Raw genomic sequence first — 15,135 nt, forward strand, 5'->3', positions numbered from 1 at the left:
GCGACCGGCGATGCGAACACGAAAACGGAGTGGTTCGTGGAAGCGATCGACCCGGCCTACGGAACGACGACGCTGCTGCTGATGGCCGCGGGCGCCGTGGCCCTGCTGCTGTTCCTGATCATGAAGGTGAGACTGCACGCCTTCGTGTCGCTGGTCCTGGTGAGCGCGGTGACCGCTGTCGCGGTCGGTTTCCCCCTGGCCGACATCCCCGACGTCCTGATGTTCGGCTTCGCCGACACCATCGGCTCGGTGGCCCTCCTGGTCGCCTTCGGAGTGATGCTCGGCCGGCTGCTGGAGATCACCGGCGGCGCCCAGGTACTGGCCGACACCCTGATCAACCGCTTCGGGGAGCGCCGGGCCCCGCTGGCGCTGGGAGCGGCCGCGCTCCTCTTCGGCTTCCCGATCTTCTTCGACGCCGGGCTGGTGGTGTTCCTGCCCATCATCCTGACCGTGGCCCGGCGCTTCGGCGGTTCGCTGCTGCTGTACGCCCTGCCCGCGGCCGGCGCCTTCGCCGCCATGCACGCCATCGTCCCGCCCCACCCGGGACCGGTCGCCGCCTCCGAGGTGCTCGGCGCGGACATCGGCCTCACCCTGCTGGTGGGCCTGCCCGTCGCGGTGGTGGCGTGGTACGTCGGCGTCCTGCTGGTCTCCCGCTTCCTCGGCTCCCGCGTCCACGTCTCCCTGCCCGACGTGGTCTTCGGCGAGGCGCGCGACGCCCACGGGCGCGGTGCGGGGGATCGCGCGGACGGCACCGGCGAGGAGCGGCTCGGCGAGCGGCCGCCGTCCTTCGGCACGGTCCTCGGCCTGCTGCTGATCCCGCTGGTGCTGATCTCCTTCGACACCGTCCTGAGCACACTGGTCACCGCGGGCGCCATCGAGGAGGGCGAGGACTGGGTGGAGTTCCTGGGCCTGCTGGGTTTCACCCCGATCGCCCTGATGATCACCGTCATCGCCGCGATCCTCGTGCTGGGGCGGCCGCGCGCCCCGATGGGGAGGGTCGGCGACATCATCGACGGCGCCCTCGGGCCGGTCTGCTCCATCATCCTGATCACCGGCGCGGGCGGCATGTTCGGCGGTGTGCTGGAACTGTCCGGCATCGGGACCGCGCTCAGCGACTCCCTGTCCGGTCTGGGCATGTCCCTGATCGTCCAGGCGTTCGTGATCGCCACCCTGCTGCGCGTCGCCCAGGGATCGGCCACGGTCGCCCTGACCACCGCCTCCGGCCTGATCGCCGGGGCGGCCCGCGCCGCGGACCTGAGCGATCTGAAGCTCACCCTGCTGGTGGTGGCCGTCGCGGCGGGCGCCACGGTGCTCTCGCACGTGAACGACTCCGGCTTCTGGCTGGTGAGCCGCTTCTTCGGGATGGACGTCAAGACCACCCTGCGGACCTGGACGGTGATGGAGACGACCCTGGGCCTGTCGGCGTTCCTGATCGCCCTGGGGCTGTGGGCGGTGGTCTGACCCCGGCCCCGCACCGGCCCGCCGCCGGTGCGGGGCCGCCACCGGTCCGTCACCCGGCCGTCACCGGTCCCCACCGGCGGCGGCCAGGTCGTCGTAGACCAGCAGGCCGTCCTCCCGCAGCCGTACCCCCGGCGTCGGCCCGTGCGGCGTGAGCCTGCCGTCGTGCATCAGGTGCAGGACGTCCGCTCCCGCGGTCAGGACCGCGGCGTCGGCGATCAGCCGGCGGTGGCAGCGCCACCACACGGACTCGGAGCACATGACCGCCGTGGCGGTCCGCGCGGCGTCCCTCAGCACCCCCTCCAGCGCCTCCCGGAAGGAGGGGTCCCGGGTGTGGGCGGCGTATCCGCGGAAGGAGGCGTTGCGCCACACGGTGTCGGGCGAGTCGGCCGGGGGCCTGCGGAAGCCGCCCAGCGATTTCTCCCAGCGGTAGCCGATGCCGTGCTCGGGCAGCCACCGCGCGAGCCTGTCGCGGGCGAGGTCCGGGTCGCGGCGGCTGCCCGGGGCGGTGCGCACGTCCACCACCAGGCCGATGCCCGCCTCCTTCAGCAGACCGGCCAGCCTCTCCCGTCCGGCCGTGCCGTGCCCCACGGTGTACAGGAGCGGAGCCGGCTTCGGGCCCTCCGCCATGGCGCCTCCCGACGTCGTCCGCCGCTCCCCACCGTCCCGCGCCGCCTTCGGCGGCCCGCGGGCGGCACATGAGCGGCACTGCGATTCCCACCCGGCTCACGGGGTAACCGTCTGTCCTCACGGTATGCGCCCCGCCGGGCCGGTACGCGGACGGCCGTCGTCATGCGCACGGGCTCCGGTCGGGGTTGAATGGCCGAAAGTAGCGTCGCACTTCCATGGAGCGAGGCAGCCGAGTGAACCCGACCACAGATCGCCACGACGCCGGCCCCGGCCCCGCGTGGGGCGGCGCGGTGGTGTTCGTGCTGGACGGGGACGGGACCGTGCTGCAGTGCACGGCCGGTGTGCTGGACCTGATCGGCCGCCCGGCCGACCAGGTCCGCGGGCGGCCGATGACGGATTTCGCCACCACCCCCGGTCCCTGGGACGGAGCGGCCGGGCACGTCGGCACCGAGCCCCTGGAGCTCTGTACGGCCCTGCGCCACCGGGACGGCACTGAGGTCGAGGTGGACGCCGAGGTGCTGCCGCTGCCCGCCGACGGCGGGGCGCGGTTCCTGGTGTGCGCCATCCCGTCCGCCGCCGGGCGGCGCTGGACGGAGGACCAGTCCCTCATCCGCGCTCTGTTCGACCAGAGCCGCATCGGCCTGGTGGTCCACGACACCGAACTGCGCACGACCCGCGCGAACCTGGGCCGGGAGTTCTTCGGCATCCCCCTGGCCGCGGACCCCTGGCAGCACGTGCCCGGCCGGAGCCTGCGGGCGATCCTCGTGCCGGAGGACGCCGCCGCGATCGAGGAGCAGTGGCGGCGGGTCCTGCGGACCGGCGAGGCGGTCATCGACTGGGAGCACTCGGCGCGGCGCCTGAACGCTCCCGACCAGGAGCGGATCCTGTCCTCCTCGGCCTTCCGGCTCGACGACAGCCGCGGCCGCGCCATCGGGGTCGCCGCGGTATTCACCGACGTCACCGAGCAGCACACCGCGCGGCGGCGGCTGGCCCTCCTGCACGCCGCCGCCGCGCGGCTGGGGCAGACCCTGGACGTCACCCGCAACGCCGAGGAGCTGACCCGCGTCCTGGCGCCCGACTTCGCGGACCTGGCCTGCGTGGACCTGGTGGAGAAGATGATCCAGGGTGACGATCCCGGCGCCTTCTCCCCCGGGACGCCGTTGCGCCGGATCGCGGTGGCCCCGGCGGGCGGCGCCTGGCCCGCCGAGATGTACCAGCGCGGGGACTCCGTCTACGCCAGGGACCTGGAGAGCGACGCCCTCCGCGACGGCCAGGCCATCCTCGTGCCCGATCTGGCCGACCTGGAGAAGCGGCTGGCCCCCGACCGGGAGCGGCAGCGGCTGCTGTTCCCGAAGTCGGCCACCTCGGCGCTGATCGTCCCGCTGCGCGCCCGTGGGAGGGTGCTGGGCGTGCTGGGCCTGTGGCGCGACCGGAGCCGGATCCCCTTCGGCGTGAACGACGTCCCCCTGGCGGAGGAGATCGCCTCCCGGGCCGCGCTCAGCGTGGAGAACTCCCGCCGCTACACATCCGAACTGCGCACCGTGGAGACCCTGCAACGCAGTCTGCTGCCCCCGGCCGGAGTGGAGTTCAGCGCGGCCGAGACCGCCGGCACCTACGTACCGGCCGGCACCGCCGCGGGGATCGGCGGAAGCTGGTACGACGTCATCCCCCTGTCCTCCACGCGGGTCGCGTTCGTCATCGGCGACGTGGCCGGGCACGGGCTGGGCGCGACGGCCACCATGGGCCGGCTGCGCACCGCCGTGCAGACCCTCGCCGACCTCGACCTCGCCCCCGAGGAACTCCTCACCCACCTCGACGACCTGGCCACCCGCCTGGCCTACACCGAACCGCAGTCGGACGGCAGCGCGGGCGGCGTCGTGGGCGCGAGCTGCCTGTACTGCGTCTACGATCCGGTCACCGGGCGCTGTGCCATGGCCAGCGCCGGCCACCCACCGCCGATCCTGACCAGCCCCGAGGGGCACACCCGCCGGGTGGACCTCAAGCCCGGTCCCGCCCTGGGGGTGGGCGGCATGCCCTTCGAGCCGATCGAGCTCCATCTGGGACCGGGGAGCGTACTGGCCTTCTACACCAACCAGTTGGTGGCCCATGACGAGGCGTCGTCCAAGGACCGGACGCGGCGGCTGCGCGACGCCCTGCACGCCGCGGTCCGGACCGGCGGCTCCCCCGCCGACATCGGACGCGCCGCCGTCGACCGCGTCCTGACCGAACCCGCGGCCGACGACATCGCCCTCCTCGTCGCCCGGGTGCGGGCACTGCCCGAAGGGGCCACCGTGGCCTGGCGGTTCACCGCGGACCCCACCGTCGTCGGCCAGGCCCGCGAGCTGGTCACCTCCCAGCTCGCCGCCTGGGGGCTGGAGGAGATGGCCTTCACCACCGAACTGATCGTCAGCGAACTGGTCACCAACGCCATCCGTTACGCCGGTTCCCCCATCGGGCTGCGTCTGATCAAGGACAAGACCCTGATCTGCGAGGTCTCCGACCCCAGCCAGACCCAGCCCCATCTGCGCCGCGCCCGTCTGACCGACGAGGGCGGCCGCGGTCTGTTCCTCATCGCCCAGCTCGCCCACCGCTGGGGCAGCCGCTACACCCCCTCGGGCAAGACCATCTGGACCGAGCAGGCGCTGGGCGCCGTCCCCGAGATCCCCCTGGACGTCTTCTGACGGCCGGAAGTGTCCCGGCCGTTCCCTGACGCGGCCTCACGGGCGTTCTCCCCCCCGGTCGTTCGGGTGGCGGCCCCGCGGGCGCCTCCGCGGGGCCGCGCGGCCGGCGCCGCACCGGAATACCGCCCTCGCAGGTGTCGGCCGCCCGTGACCGGCTACTCGGAAAGGAGAGAAGTCCCAGCAGTCCTCGACAGCGCGGCCATCCGCCGGCGCCGACGTACGGGAGACACACCCGTGGCCCACATCCCGCCGAACACCACCGCGGCCGGTCCGGTCCGCCGCCCCGCGCGCACCGCCGGCGCGCGGCGGGCCGAACGCGACCTGTGGGGACTGCTGCTGGTGGCGTGCGCGGTGCCGCTCACCGGGTCGGCGCTCGACTTCGCCCGGCTGTCCGGCGCACCGGTGGACGGCTGGTCCGGCGCGGTGCTCCCGTGGCTGCGGCTGCTGTGCTCGCTGGCCGCGGGCTGCTGGCTGGCCGGGCTGCTCGCGGAGCGCCGCGCGGCGCGGCGGCGTACCGCACTCGCCGTGGCCGCTGCCGCCTGCGCCGCACGCGTCGCCGATCTGGTGCGGGCCGGCGAGGCTCAGGGGGTGGTGGGCAGCGTCGCCACCACCGTCCTGCTGGCCTGGCTCTGCGGCGAGTTGGCGGTGCGGCACGGGGCCGGGTGGCGCGGGCTGGGAATCGCTCCGCCCGGTGCGCGCACCGCCGCCGGACGGCTGACGGCCGCGATGGTCCTCGGCGCCGTCTTCGTCCTCGCCTACACCACCGTCACCTGGATGGCGGGCCTCCAGACGGGTCTGCCGGCGGCCGCGCCCTGGCTGCCCGTTCTGGACCGCGCCCAGAGCGCGGCACTGGGCTGGAGCGGCCCCGCGGACATGGTGGCCAACATCCTGTTCACGGGCGTCGCCGAGGAGATGGTGCTGGTCGGCGCCGTCGTCGTGCTGGGCCGGGCGGCGGGCCGCCCGCTGTGGGCGGCCTGTGCGATCAGCCTGCTGCTGCGGGTGGCGGCGCACCTGTACCTGGGCGTGCCCGGCATCGCCCTGCTGCTGCTGGGATCGTGCGCCCTCCTCCTCTACCTGCGCTGCCGCAGGCTCACACCGCTGGTCGCCGGGCACATCGTCTACGACCTGACGGCCTCCTTCGCCCCTTCCCCCGAAGCGCTGAGCACCTGCGTCCTCGCCGTCCTGCTGGGCACCGGCGCCGGGTTCGCGGCATGGCTGCTGTGGTTCGCCCCTGCCGGCCCTTCCGAGGGCGGAACGTCCGCCGCCGCCGGAGGGGACGCGGTCCGAATACCCGCCTCCTCGGGTTCCGGCCGCGGCGCCGAGGCCGCCGCGGAGGCCGGACGCCCGGACGGCGCCGTTGCCACCGGCGGTCCGCGCACGTAAGACAGAAGACAACAAAAGGACCATTCTTCATACACGCCCACCGAAGGCTCAAAAGCCGGTGGAGCCGGGCGGCGGTGTTATCCACGTCGGGGCGGCCCGTCGGATGAGACCGCCCGTGGAGAGGACGGGAACCGGGATCGCGGGTGCGCGCGCCGGACAGGCGGCGCGGCCGGGGCACCGGTCGGAGCTGGTGGGTCGAGAGGACACGGGCATGGCAGTGCAGACGGACGAGCCGACGCCGGAGCAGGAGAAGAAGAAAACCGTGGGGGCGGTGGTGGTCGAATGGATGACCACCACCGACCACAAGAAGATCGGCACCCTCTACCTCATCAGCTCCTTCGGCTTCTTCACGATCGCCGGTGTGCTGGCTCTGCTGATCCGGGCCGAACTCGCCCGCCCGGGCACGCAGATCCTCTCCAACTACCAGTACAACCAGTCGTTCACGATGCACGGCGCGATCATGTTGCTGCTGTTCGCCACCCCGCTGTTCGCCGGCTTCGCGAACTGGATCATGCCGCTGCAGATCGGCGCGCCCGACGTGGCCTTCCCGCGCCTGAACATGCTTGCCTACTGGCTCTACCTCTTCGGCGGGCTGATCGCGGTCTCCTCCTACCTCACGCCCGACGGCGCGGCCGATTTCGGCTGGACCGCGTACACGCCGCTGTCGGACGACACACGCACCCCCCAGGTCGGGGGTGACCTGTGGATCATGGGCTTCGGTCTGGGCGGTTTCGGCACGATCCTCGGCGCGGTCAACTTCATCACCACGATCATCTGCATGCGCGCGCCCGGCATGACGATGTTCCGGATGCCGATCTTCACCTGGAACGTCCTGCTGACCAGTGTGCTGGTCCTGCTGGCCTTCCCGGTGCTGGCCGCCGCGCTCTTCGCCCTGGAGTCGGACCGGGTGTTCCAGTCGCACATCTTCGACCCGTCCAACGGCGGCGCGCTGCTGTGGCAGCACCTGTTCTGGTTCTTCGGCCACCCCGAGGTCTACATCATCGCGCTGCCGTTCTTCGGCATCATCACGGAGGTCGTCCCGGTCTTCAGCCGCAAGCCGATCTTCGGCTACATCGGCCTGATCGGTGCCACCCTGGCGATCACCGGCCTGTCGATCGCGGTCTGGGCGCACCACATGTTCGCCACCGGCGCGGTGCTGCTGCCGTTCTTCTCCTTCATGTCGTTCCTGATCGCGGTGCCCACCGGCGTGAAGTTCTTCAACTGGATCGGCACGATGTGGAAGGGCTCGCTGAGCTTCGAGACGCCGATGCTGTGGGCGCTCGGCTTCCTGGTCACCTTCCTCTTCGGCGGTCTGACCGGCGTCCTGCTGGCTTCCCCGCCGCTGGACTGGCACGTCACCGACAGCTACTTCGTGGTGGCGCACTTCCACTACGTGGTCTTCGGCACGGTCGTCTTCGCCATGTTCGCCGGCTTCCACTTCTGGTGGCCGAAGTTCACCGGCAAGATGCTCGACGAGCGGCTCGGCAAGATCACCTTCTGGGTGCTGTTCATCGGCTTCCACACAACCTTCCTGGTCCAGCACTGGCTGGGCGCGGAGGGCATGCCGCGCCGGTACGCCGACTACCTGGCGGCCGACGGCTTCACCGCGCTGAACACGGTCTCCACCATCGGCTCGTTCCTGCTGGGCATGTCGTTCCTGGTGTTCTGGTACAACGTCTGGAAGACGGCGAAGTACGCGCCGAAGATCACGGTGAACGACCCGTGGGGCTACGGCCGCTCGCTGGAGTGGGCGACCTCCTGCCCGCCGCCGCGGCACAACTTCGTCACCCTGCCGAAAGTTCGCTCGGAATCCCCGGCGTTCGACCTGCACCACCCGGACGTCGCGGCCATCGACCAGGCCGAGAACGTCGGCCGCAGGGACATCGCCGACGTCACTCCGGAGCGGAGGGGCGACATGGGGTGACCGCCGGGCCGGATCAAAAGATCCTCAAACGGTGTAATCCAGGCATCCCCGGGAACGCGATCCCCACATGGGCGCACGCCGCCGACCAGCGCTTCGACCTTTCGGGAGGACGAGATGGCCACGCACGGGAAGAACAAGACCGGCGCCGCCCGGGACGACGAGCTCAAGCAGGAGATGGAGGGCGAGCTCCGCGCGGGCCGGTCCCTCCGCATGGAGGAGGACCACGAACTCCAGCCCTCGGGCGAGGACCAGCCCGACGTGGACCGCGCGCCGAACACCGTGCTCACCGGCGGCACCCCTCCGGGGATGGACCAGAACGACGTCGAGGTGCGCAGCGAGCTGGCCCGGCACCTGGGACTCGGCCTCTACCCGGCCGACCGCGACGCGGTGCTCGACAAGCTGCGCGAGAACAACGCCCCCGACCGCCTGCTGGGCCTGGCCGGGAGGCTGCCGGCCGGACAGGAGTTCCGGAACGTCCAGGACATCGCCCGGGCGCTCGGCCTGGGCGTCGAGGACACCAGCCACCGCACCTGACGGCGACGGCCCGGGGGCGACTCCGGCCCGGGGCGGGAGGACGCCGCGTTCACCCGGAGACCGCATCCGCCCGGAGCCCGAGGGCTCCGGGCGGATGCGGCGTCTTCCGGGAGGGGTGACGGCGCACCGCGGCCGTTGCCGGCGATGCCGGCGGTGGCGGTGGCAGTGGCAGTGGCGAACAGAGCCGGGCGACCGGTGACACCGAGACACGGAGAGACGGAGGAGAAGGGCGGACATGAGCGACCAGGAGCAGCAGGACCCCACCCGGCAGCACCCGCAGCCGGAGTTCCCCCAGCAGGACCAGCCGCACCCCGGCCTGACCGGGCGGATGGAGCCCGAGCCCGACCACGGCGAGTCGTCCTACCGGGGCAGCGGCCGTCTGACGGACCGGAAGACGATCATCACCGGCGGCGACTCGGGCATCGGCCGCGCCGTGGCCCTCGCCTTCGCGCGGGAGGGCGCGGACGTGCTGTTCACCTACCTCGCCGAGGAGGAGAAGGACGCCCGGGAGACGGCTCGGCTGGTCGAGGAGGCCGGCCGGAAGGCCGTGCCCCTGCTGTGCGACATCCGCGAGGAGTCCGAGTGCCGCCGGCTGGTGGACCGGGCGGTGGCGGAGTTCGGACGCATCGACGTCCTGGTGAACAACGCGGCCTTCCAGATGGCGCAGTCCGAGGGCATCGAGGGCATCAGCACCGAGCAGTTCGACCGGACGATGCGCACCAACCTCTACGGCATGTTCTGGCTGTCCAAGCTGTCGCTGCCCCACATCCCGGCGGGCGGCAGCATCATCAACACCACCTCGGTGCAGGGCTACAAGCCCAGCCCCCACCTGCTCGACTACGCCACGACCAAGGGCGCCATCGTCGCCTTCACCCAGGGGCTCGCCCAGAACCTGGCCGAGCGGGGCATCCGGGTCAACGCCGTCGCGCCGGGGCCGGTGTGGACTCCGCTGATCCCCTCGACGCTGCCCGACACCTCGGAGTTCGGCAAGCAGTCCCCGCTGGGCCGGCCCGCCCAGCCCGCCGAGATGGCCCCGGCCTATGTCTTCCTGGCGTCCCAGGAGGCGAGTTACATCACCGCCGAGATCGTCAACGCCACCGGCGGGACCCCGCTGCCCTGACGTTCCGTCGGCAGGGCCCACGGACCTGACGGGTATTCGTCAAGTGCACCCGCATGGCCGTATTCCTTCCGGGTAGGCGTGAGACAACGACACAAAGCGTCACATACCAGTCATCACAGCGAGAGAAGGGATGCTGGATGTCTCACGTCGAGGAGTCGATCGAGGTCCGCGTACCGGTGCGCACCGCGTACAACCAGTGGACCCAGTTCGAGAGCTTCCCCGAGTTCATGGAGGGCGTCGAACGGGTCGAGCAGAAGAACGGCACGCTGACCCACTGGGTGACGAAGGTCGCCGGCGCCGAGCGGGAGTTCGACGCCCGTATCACCGAGCAGATCCCGGACGAGCGGGTGGCGTGGACGACGGTCGACGGCGAGGCCAAGCAGGCCGGTGTGGTCACCTTCCACCGGCTGGACGACAGCACGACCAAGGTGATGCTCCAGATGGACCACGACCCCGAGGGCGCGACGGACACCGTCGGCGACAAGCTCGGTGTGGTCCGCCACCGCGTCAAGGGCGACCTGAAGCGGTTCAAGGAGTTCATCGAGAAGCGTGGCGCGGAGACGGGCGCCTGGCGCGGCCAGGTCTGATCCGGTCCTCCGGACCGCGAGAGGGCTCCTCACCCCCCTGTCATGTGGCCGCGGCCCGTGACCACCTCCCAGGTGGTCACGGGCCGCGGTTTTCCCGTGCGCGGGGGCGTCACGCGTCCCGTCCGTCCCGGCGGGGACGGAAAGAGGAGAGGAAGGGAGAAGAGGGGGGACGGGGGACGAGAGGGAAAGGAGAAGGGGGCGTACGGCATGCCGTACGCCCCCTTGGCACTCGGGCTCACTCCCCCGGCCGCTCCGGGGGCTCCGCGTCCCCGGCCGGCTCCGGCGGGGACCAGTCCGCCGGATCGGGCGCCAGCCTGCGCACCACCGGGGCCGCCGCGGCCCCCAGCAGCGTCGCCGTGGTGATCGAGCCGAGGGTGATGCCCCAGGCGACGGGGCCGAGCGGGGTGCAGCCGAAGAACTGGCTGACCCCCGGCGTCTGGATGACCCCCACCAGGGCCGCCGCCGAACCGATCCCGGCCGTCAGCACGTTGCGGTCCAGCCCGCCGGTGAGCAGCGTCTGCGCGAGCTGGGTGCCCACCACCGAGGCCAGGGCCACCGTCCCGGCGCGCCGGCCCCGCCCGGTGAGCCTGGCCGCGCCCCAGGCCAGCCCGGCGCCGAGCGTGGTGGTGGCGCCGCGCAGCAGCACCTCCTGGCTCAGGCCGGCCCCCAGGGAGCGGTCCGGGCCCTCGCTCAGCAGTCGCTCACCGGCCTCCGTCGCCGGTTCGCGCACCGCGATGGCCAGCGCCGGGGCGAGGTCGGTGAGGAGGTTGACGAGCATGATCTGGCGGGCGTTCAGGGGGGAGCTGCCGGTCAGGGCGGCGGCCAGCACGCTGAAGGCGACCTCGCCGAGGTTCCCTCCGACGAGAATGGCCAGCGCGTCGCGCACCGAGCCCCACATCGCGCGCCCCTCCAGCAGCGCGGCGATGATCGTCTCCAGCCGGTCGTCGCCGACGACCAGGTCGGCGGCCGCGGTCGCGGCGGGCGTGCCGCGCCGCCCGAGCGCGATGCCCACGTCCGCCAGCCGGATGGCCGGGGCGTCGTTGGCGCCGTCCCCGGTCATCGCCACCACGCGGCCGATGCGCTGGTACGCCTGGACGATACGGACCTTGTGGTGAGGGCTGCACCGGGCGATGACGTCCAGTGTGGGCAGCAGTTCGTCGAGCTCCTCGTCGCTCAGCTCGTCGATCTCGGCGCCCGTGCACACCTTCTGGTCGGGGTCCTCGCTGACGGTGGCGGCGATGGCGTCCGCGGTGGCGGGGTGGTCGCCGGTGAGCATCACCGTCTGCACGCCGGCCGCCCGCAGCCGCGCGGTGGCCGGCGCGGCCGAGGAGCGCACCGGGTCGGCGAGGGCGACGAAGCCGAGGAACGTCAGGTGGGCGACGGCCTCGTCGGTGAGGTCCTCCCCCTCGCGCAGCGGGCGCTCCGCCACGGCCAGCACCCGCCGCCCGGCGCCGGCGAGTTCCTCGGCCGCGCCGGTCAGGCGCTCGCGGGCCGCCGCGTCGAGTTCCTGCTCCTTTCCGCCGTCCTTGCCGCCGCCCTCCCGCAGCCGGGTGCAGCGCTCCAGCACGTTCTCGGGCGCGCCCTTGACGCTGAGCAGCGTTCCGCGCGAGGTGCGGCCCACGGTGGCGTGGTAGGCGCGGGACGGCTCGAACGGCAGGGCGTCGGTGCGCCGCCACTGCGAGGCCCCCTGGCGTACGGCCACCTTCGCGCGCCGGGCCCCGGCCACCACCGCGCGGTCGGTCTGGTGCTCCATGGGTTCGGAGGTGCGGGCCGGCGGGGTGGCGCGCAGCGCGGCGCCCAGGATCTGCTTGCAGGCGGTGTCGAGCCGGTCGGCGGGCAGTTCGCGCCGGCCGTCGCTGACGGCGGCGAGCTGCAGGTCGCCCTCGGTGAGGGTGCCGGTCTTGTCGAAGCAGAGCACGTCGGCGCGGCCGAGCGCCTCGATGGTGCGGGGGTTGCGCACCAGCGCGCCGTGGTCGGCCAGGCGGCGGGCGGCGGCGAGCTGGGCCGCGTTGACCAGCAGCGGCAGCCCCTCGGGCACGGAGGCGACGGCCAGGTTCACCGCGGAGGCGAGCGTGTTCGCCAGGGGGCGGCCGTGCAGCAGCCCGGACCCGGCGACCGCGGCGGCCGAGCCGAGCGCCAGCGGCAGGCTGGTCTTCGTCAGGGCGTGCAGCCGCGACTCCACCCCGGTGTCGGGGGCCTTCTGACGGGCGGTCGCCAGGCTGCGCCCGACCTCGGTGGCCGATCCGGTGGCCACCACGACGGCCACCGCGGTGCCCGCCGAGACGGTGGTGCCCTCGTAGAGCATCGAGCGGCGGTCGGCGATCTGCGCGGCGACCACCGGTGCCGGGTCCTTGGCCACCGGCAGGGACTCACCCGTCAGCGAGGACTCGTCGACCTCCAGCCCCTCCCCCCGCAGCAGCCGGCAGTCGGCGGGCACGACCTCCTGGGAACGCAGCACCACCACGTCCCCGGCCACCAGGTCCCCCGCGGCCACCAGGCGTTCGACCCCGCCGCGCCGCACCCGCGCGCCGATCGCCGAGCGGGCGAACAGTTCCTCCAGCGCCTTGTCGGTCCTGACCCGCTGGACGGCGCCCACCAGGGCGGACGCGCCGGTGATACCGGCCACCAGCGCCGCGTCGGTCCGCGAGCCCACGGCCGCCGACAGGGCGGCGCCCGCCGCGAGCACCGGGGTGAGGGGGTTGGCCAGCTCCTCGATGAACGCGGTCGGCAGGCCGATGCGGGCCGGCTGCTCGGAGGTGGTGTCCCGGCCCGCCCGGCGCTCGGCCTCCTCCCTGCTCAGTCCCTCGTCGGCGCTGCCCAGCCGCTCCAGTACGCGGGCGGCGGGCATCAGATGCCAGGGCGTGGTCTCCACCGGCGGGGTGACCGGGCGGGACAGCAGCTGCCGGGCCCGCCAGGTGCCCAGGCAGAACGCGGCGGTACCGGCGGCGGTTCCCGCCGCCGCGCCGCGGGCCGTCGCCCGGTTGGCGGGCCCCTGGAGGGCGGCGACGGCGCCGACGCCGCTGCCGCCCGCGGCCAGGAACCGGCTCTCCCGGTCGACCTGGGCGGCCACCCCGACCGCCTCCACGATCAGGCCGGCCGCTTCCAGGTCGGTGCCGATCAGGATGTGCGCGCCCCAGGCCGGCGGATCGCCGTCGCGGTGGACGCCGATTCCGCAGTCCGAGGCGGCCAGCGCCCGCCGGTCGCCCGACAGCAGCAGCACCACCGCGCCGTCCGCCTGCAGCCCGCGCAGCGAGGCGGTGAGGCGGTCCCCTCCGGGGACGACGGCGTCGGCGAAGCCGAAGGCCGGCTCAGGGCGGGCACTGGCCAGGACCACGCGGACCCCGGCGCGGCGGGCCGCGGCCGCCACGGCGTCCGCGCCCGGAGCCTTCTGCCGGGCCAGGCCCGCGACGGCCATCAGCCGCCTGCCCCGGGCCAGGCCCAGGACGCTCTCGCTGCCCTGTCTGCGCAGCCGGGCCGCCGCCCGCGCTCCCCTGCGCCCGGTCAGCTCCAGCTCCTCCAGCGGCCCCAGGACCCAGCCGTCCTCGTCGCGGTGGGTCCCGCCGACCCTCTCGGGGACGAAGAGCGCGAAGAGCCGCTCGGCGGCCTCCTGGGGATCGGCCCCCTCCAGCGGCACCAGGTCGGCCAGTTCGTGGTGGCTGCCGCTGAGCGCCTCCTCGTCCAGCACGACGGTGTCCGTCTGGCCCAGCCTCCGCAGCACGCTCCGGTCCATGACGGTCGTACCCCGCAGGGCCAGGGCGCGGCCGAGCGTGGTGGCGAAGCCCTCCCGGCCCGCGTCCGGGGCCTTGGGCACGCCGGAGAGCGCCACCGCCAGCCCGCGCCGCGGTCCGGTGAACGGCGCGGCCGCCGCCCCGGCCGCGGCCGTCAGCGCCATCGAGCGCTCGACGTAGCGGTCGACGGCGTCGGGGGGCGGAGGTACGGGCCGCTCCACCGCGACCGGGCCGGCCGCCGCGTCCCCGGGGCTGCCCACCAGCCTCGCCTCGGCCTCCTCCCACGCCCTGCGGTAGGCCCCGGCCTCCCGCCACTGCGCCATGCGCTCCACGACGTCGAGCACGAGGCCGCCGCCGCGCGTTGCCACGCCCTGGGTCAGGGCCGTGAGGACCGGCAGCAGGGAGTCGGCCTGCTGCGGGTCGTGCAGGCCCTGGGCGACAAGCCGCCGCAGCCGCGGGTGGCGGGCGACGGCTCCGGTGAGGGAGGCCACCTCGGGCGGCAGCGGCGTCCAGGGGGCCACCCGGTTGAGCGTGGACAGTCCCAGCCCCACCACGTCGGCGGCCAGGGCGGTGACGGACTGGCCGGTCCGCGGCCCCTCGCAGGGGTGGTGCGGCTCATGGCACCACTCCTCGTGCTCCTCGTCCGCGCAGGGGACGTGCCCCTCGGCGCGCTCCACCAGCGCCACCAGTTCGCGTTCGGGCGGCGGCGGGGACTCCAGCGCCACCACCACCCGCCCCGACGGCGCGTTCACCCGCGCCCACAGCACCCCGGGGTGCCGCTCCAGGAGGCGTTCCACACGCCGGGCGGTCCGTTCGCCCTCGGGGGTGTTGATCCCGTGGACGGTGATGTAGCAGCGTCCCGGCCGGGACCACACGGCCCGCCGCGACACTCCCACAAGCTGTCCGGCCAGCCGGCCGGCGGTGCCGACCGCCTCGCGCGCCCCGGCCGTCACCCCCTCCGGCACCAGACCGACCAGCGGCGGCACCGGCAGACGAAGACCCGACACACCCGGCAGACCCGACAGCAACGACATCGACCGTGCCCTTCCGACCGCGGTTTGGCAGACACCCGGCACCACCGGCGGGAGCC

9 protein-coding genes are annotated in these 15,135 nt (G+C 73.7%); 7 read left to right on the top strand and 2 right to left on the bottom strand.

What is annotated here, in order from left to right; genetic code table 11:
• The first annotated feature begins 36 nt into the window (after positions 1-36).
• Positions 37-1,461 (top strand): GntP family permease, encoded by a 1,425-nt coding sequence (locus tag BMY40_RS06730; protein ID WP_093656444.1) that lies wholly within the window; start codon positions 37-39, stop codon positions 1,459-1,461.
• Positions 1,462-1,521: 60 nt separating this feature from the next.
• Here BMY40_RS06730 and BMY40_RS06735 read toward each other — a convergent pair whose 3' ends face one another.
• Positions 1,522-2,088, bottom strand: coding sequence for a DUF488 domain-containing protein (locus BMY40_RS06735; RefSeq protein ID WP_093656446.1), 567 nt, complete (start codon positions 2,086-2,088; stop codon positions 1,522-1,524).
• 233 nt (positions 2,089-2,321) lie between these two features.
• Between BMY40_RS06735 and BMY40_RS06740 the strand changes: the two genes are divergently transcribed.
• From BMY40_RS06740 to BMY40_RS06765, 6 genes are all read left to right on the top strand, one after another.
• Positions 2,322-4,769 (top strand): SpoIIE family protein phosphatase, encoded by a 2,448-nt coding sequence (locus BMY40_RS06740; RefSeq protein WP_245769901.1) that lies wholly within the window; start codon positions 2,322-2,324, stop codon positions 4,767-4,769.
• Positions 4,770-5,003: 234 nt separating this feature from the next.
• Positions 5,004-6,152 (top strand): CPBP family glutamic-type intramembrane protease, encoded by a 1,149-nt coding sequence (locus BMY40_RS06745; RefSeq protein WP_093656448.1) that lies wholly within the window; start codon positions 5,004-5,006, stop codon positions 6,150-6,152.
• 211 nt (positions 6,153-6,363) lie between these two features.
• Complete coding sequence (gene ctaD, locus BMY40_RS06750) at positions 6,364-8,076, top strand: aa3-type cytochrome oxidase subunit I (RefSeq protein WP_093656449.1); 1,713 nt, start codon at positions 6,364-6,366, stop codon at positions 8,074-8,076.
• Between the two features lie 114 nt (positions 8,077-8,190).
• The gene (locus BMY40_RS06755) at positions 8,191-8,610 is read left to right on the top strand and encodes a DUF2795 domain-containing protein (protein WP_093656452.1); all 420 of its coding nucleotides are present in this window, start codon (positions 8,191-8,193) and stop codon (positions 8,608-8,610) included.
• Between the two features lie 235 nt (positions 8,611-8,845).
• A complete protein-coding gene (locus tag BMY40_RS06760; protein ID WP_093656454.1) occupies positions 8,846-9,730 on the top strand; it encodes an SDR family oxidoreductase in 885 nt (294 codons plus the stop codon).
• Between the two features lie 137 nt (positions 9,731-9,867).
• Positions 9,868-10,317 carry an SRPBCC family protein gene (locus BMY40_RS06765; RefSeq protein WP_093656456.1) on the top strand — a complete coding sequence of 150 codons (450 nt, stop codon included), beginning with the start codon at positions 9,868-9,870 and terminating at the stop codon, positions 10,315-10,317.
• A 235-nt stretch (positions 10,318-10,552) separates the two neighbouring features.
• Here the strand turns inward: BMY40_RS06765 and BMY40_RS06770 are convergent, their stop codons facing one another.
• A complete protein-coding gene (locus tag BMY40_RS06770; protein WP_093656458.1) occupies positions 10,553-15,079 on the bottom strand; it encodes a cation-translocating P-type ATPase in 4,527 nt (1,508 codons plus the stop codon).
• Between the last annotated feature and the right edge of the window lie 56 nt (positions 15,080-15,135).

The organism is Streptomyces radiopugnans, assembly GCF_900110735.1.
In the GTDB taxonomy this organism is placed as follows: Bacteria; Actinomycetota; Actinomycetes; order Streptomycetales; family Streptomycetaceae; genus Streptomyces; species Streptomyces radiopugnans.

What these genes read in the sequence shown, in the direction of transcription:
- BMY40_RS06735 (WP_093656446.1), bottom strand. Translation starts at nt 2,088, where the DNA reads ATGGCGGAGGGCCCGAAGCCGGCTCCGCTCCTGTACACCGTGGGGCAC.
- ctaD (WP_093656449.1), top strand. Translation starts at nt 6,364, where the DNA reads ATGGCAGTGCAGACGGACGAGCCGACGCCGGAGCAGGAGAAGAAGAAA.
- BMY40_RS06755 (WP_093656452.1), top strand. Translation starts at nt 8,191, where the DNA reads ATGGCCACGCACGGGAAGAACAAGACCGGCGCCGCCCGGGACGACGAG.
- BMY40_RS06760 (WP_093656454.1), top strand. Translation starts at nt 8,846, where the DNA reads ATGAGCGACCAGGAGCAGCAGGACCCCACCCGGCAGCACCCGCAGCCG.
- BMY40_RS06765 (WP_093656456.1), top strand. Translation starts at nt 9,868, where the DNA reads ATGTCTCACGTCGAGGAGTCGATCGAGGTCCGCGTACCGGTGCGCACC.
- BMY40_RS06770 (WP_093656458.1), bottom strand. Translation starts at nt 15,079, where the DNA reads ATGTCGTTGCTGTCGGGTCTGCCGGGTGTGTCGGGTCTTCGTCTGCCG.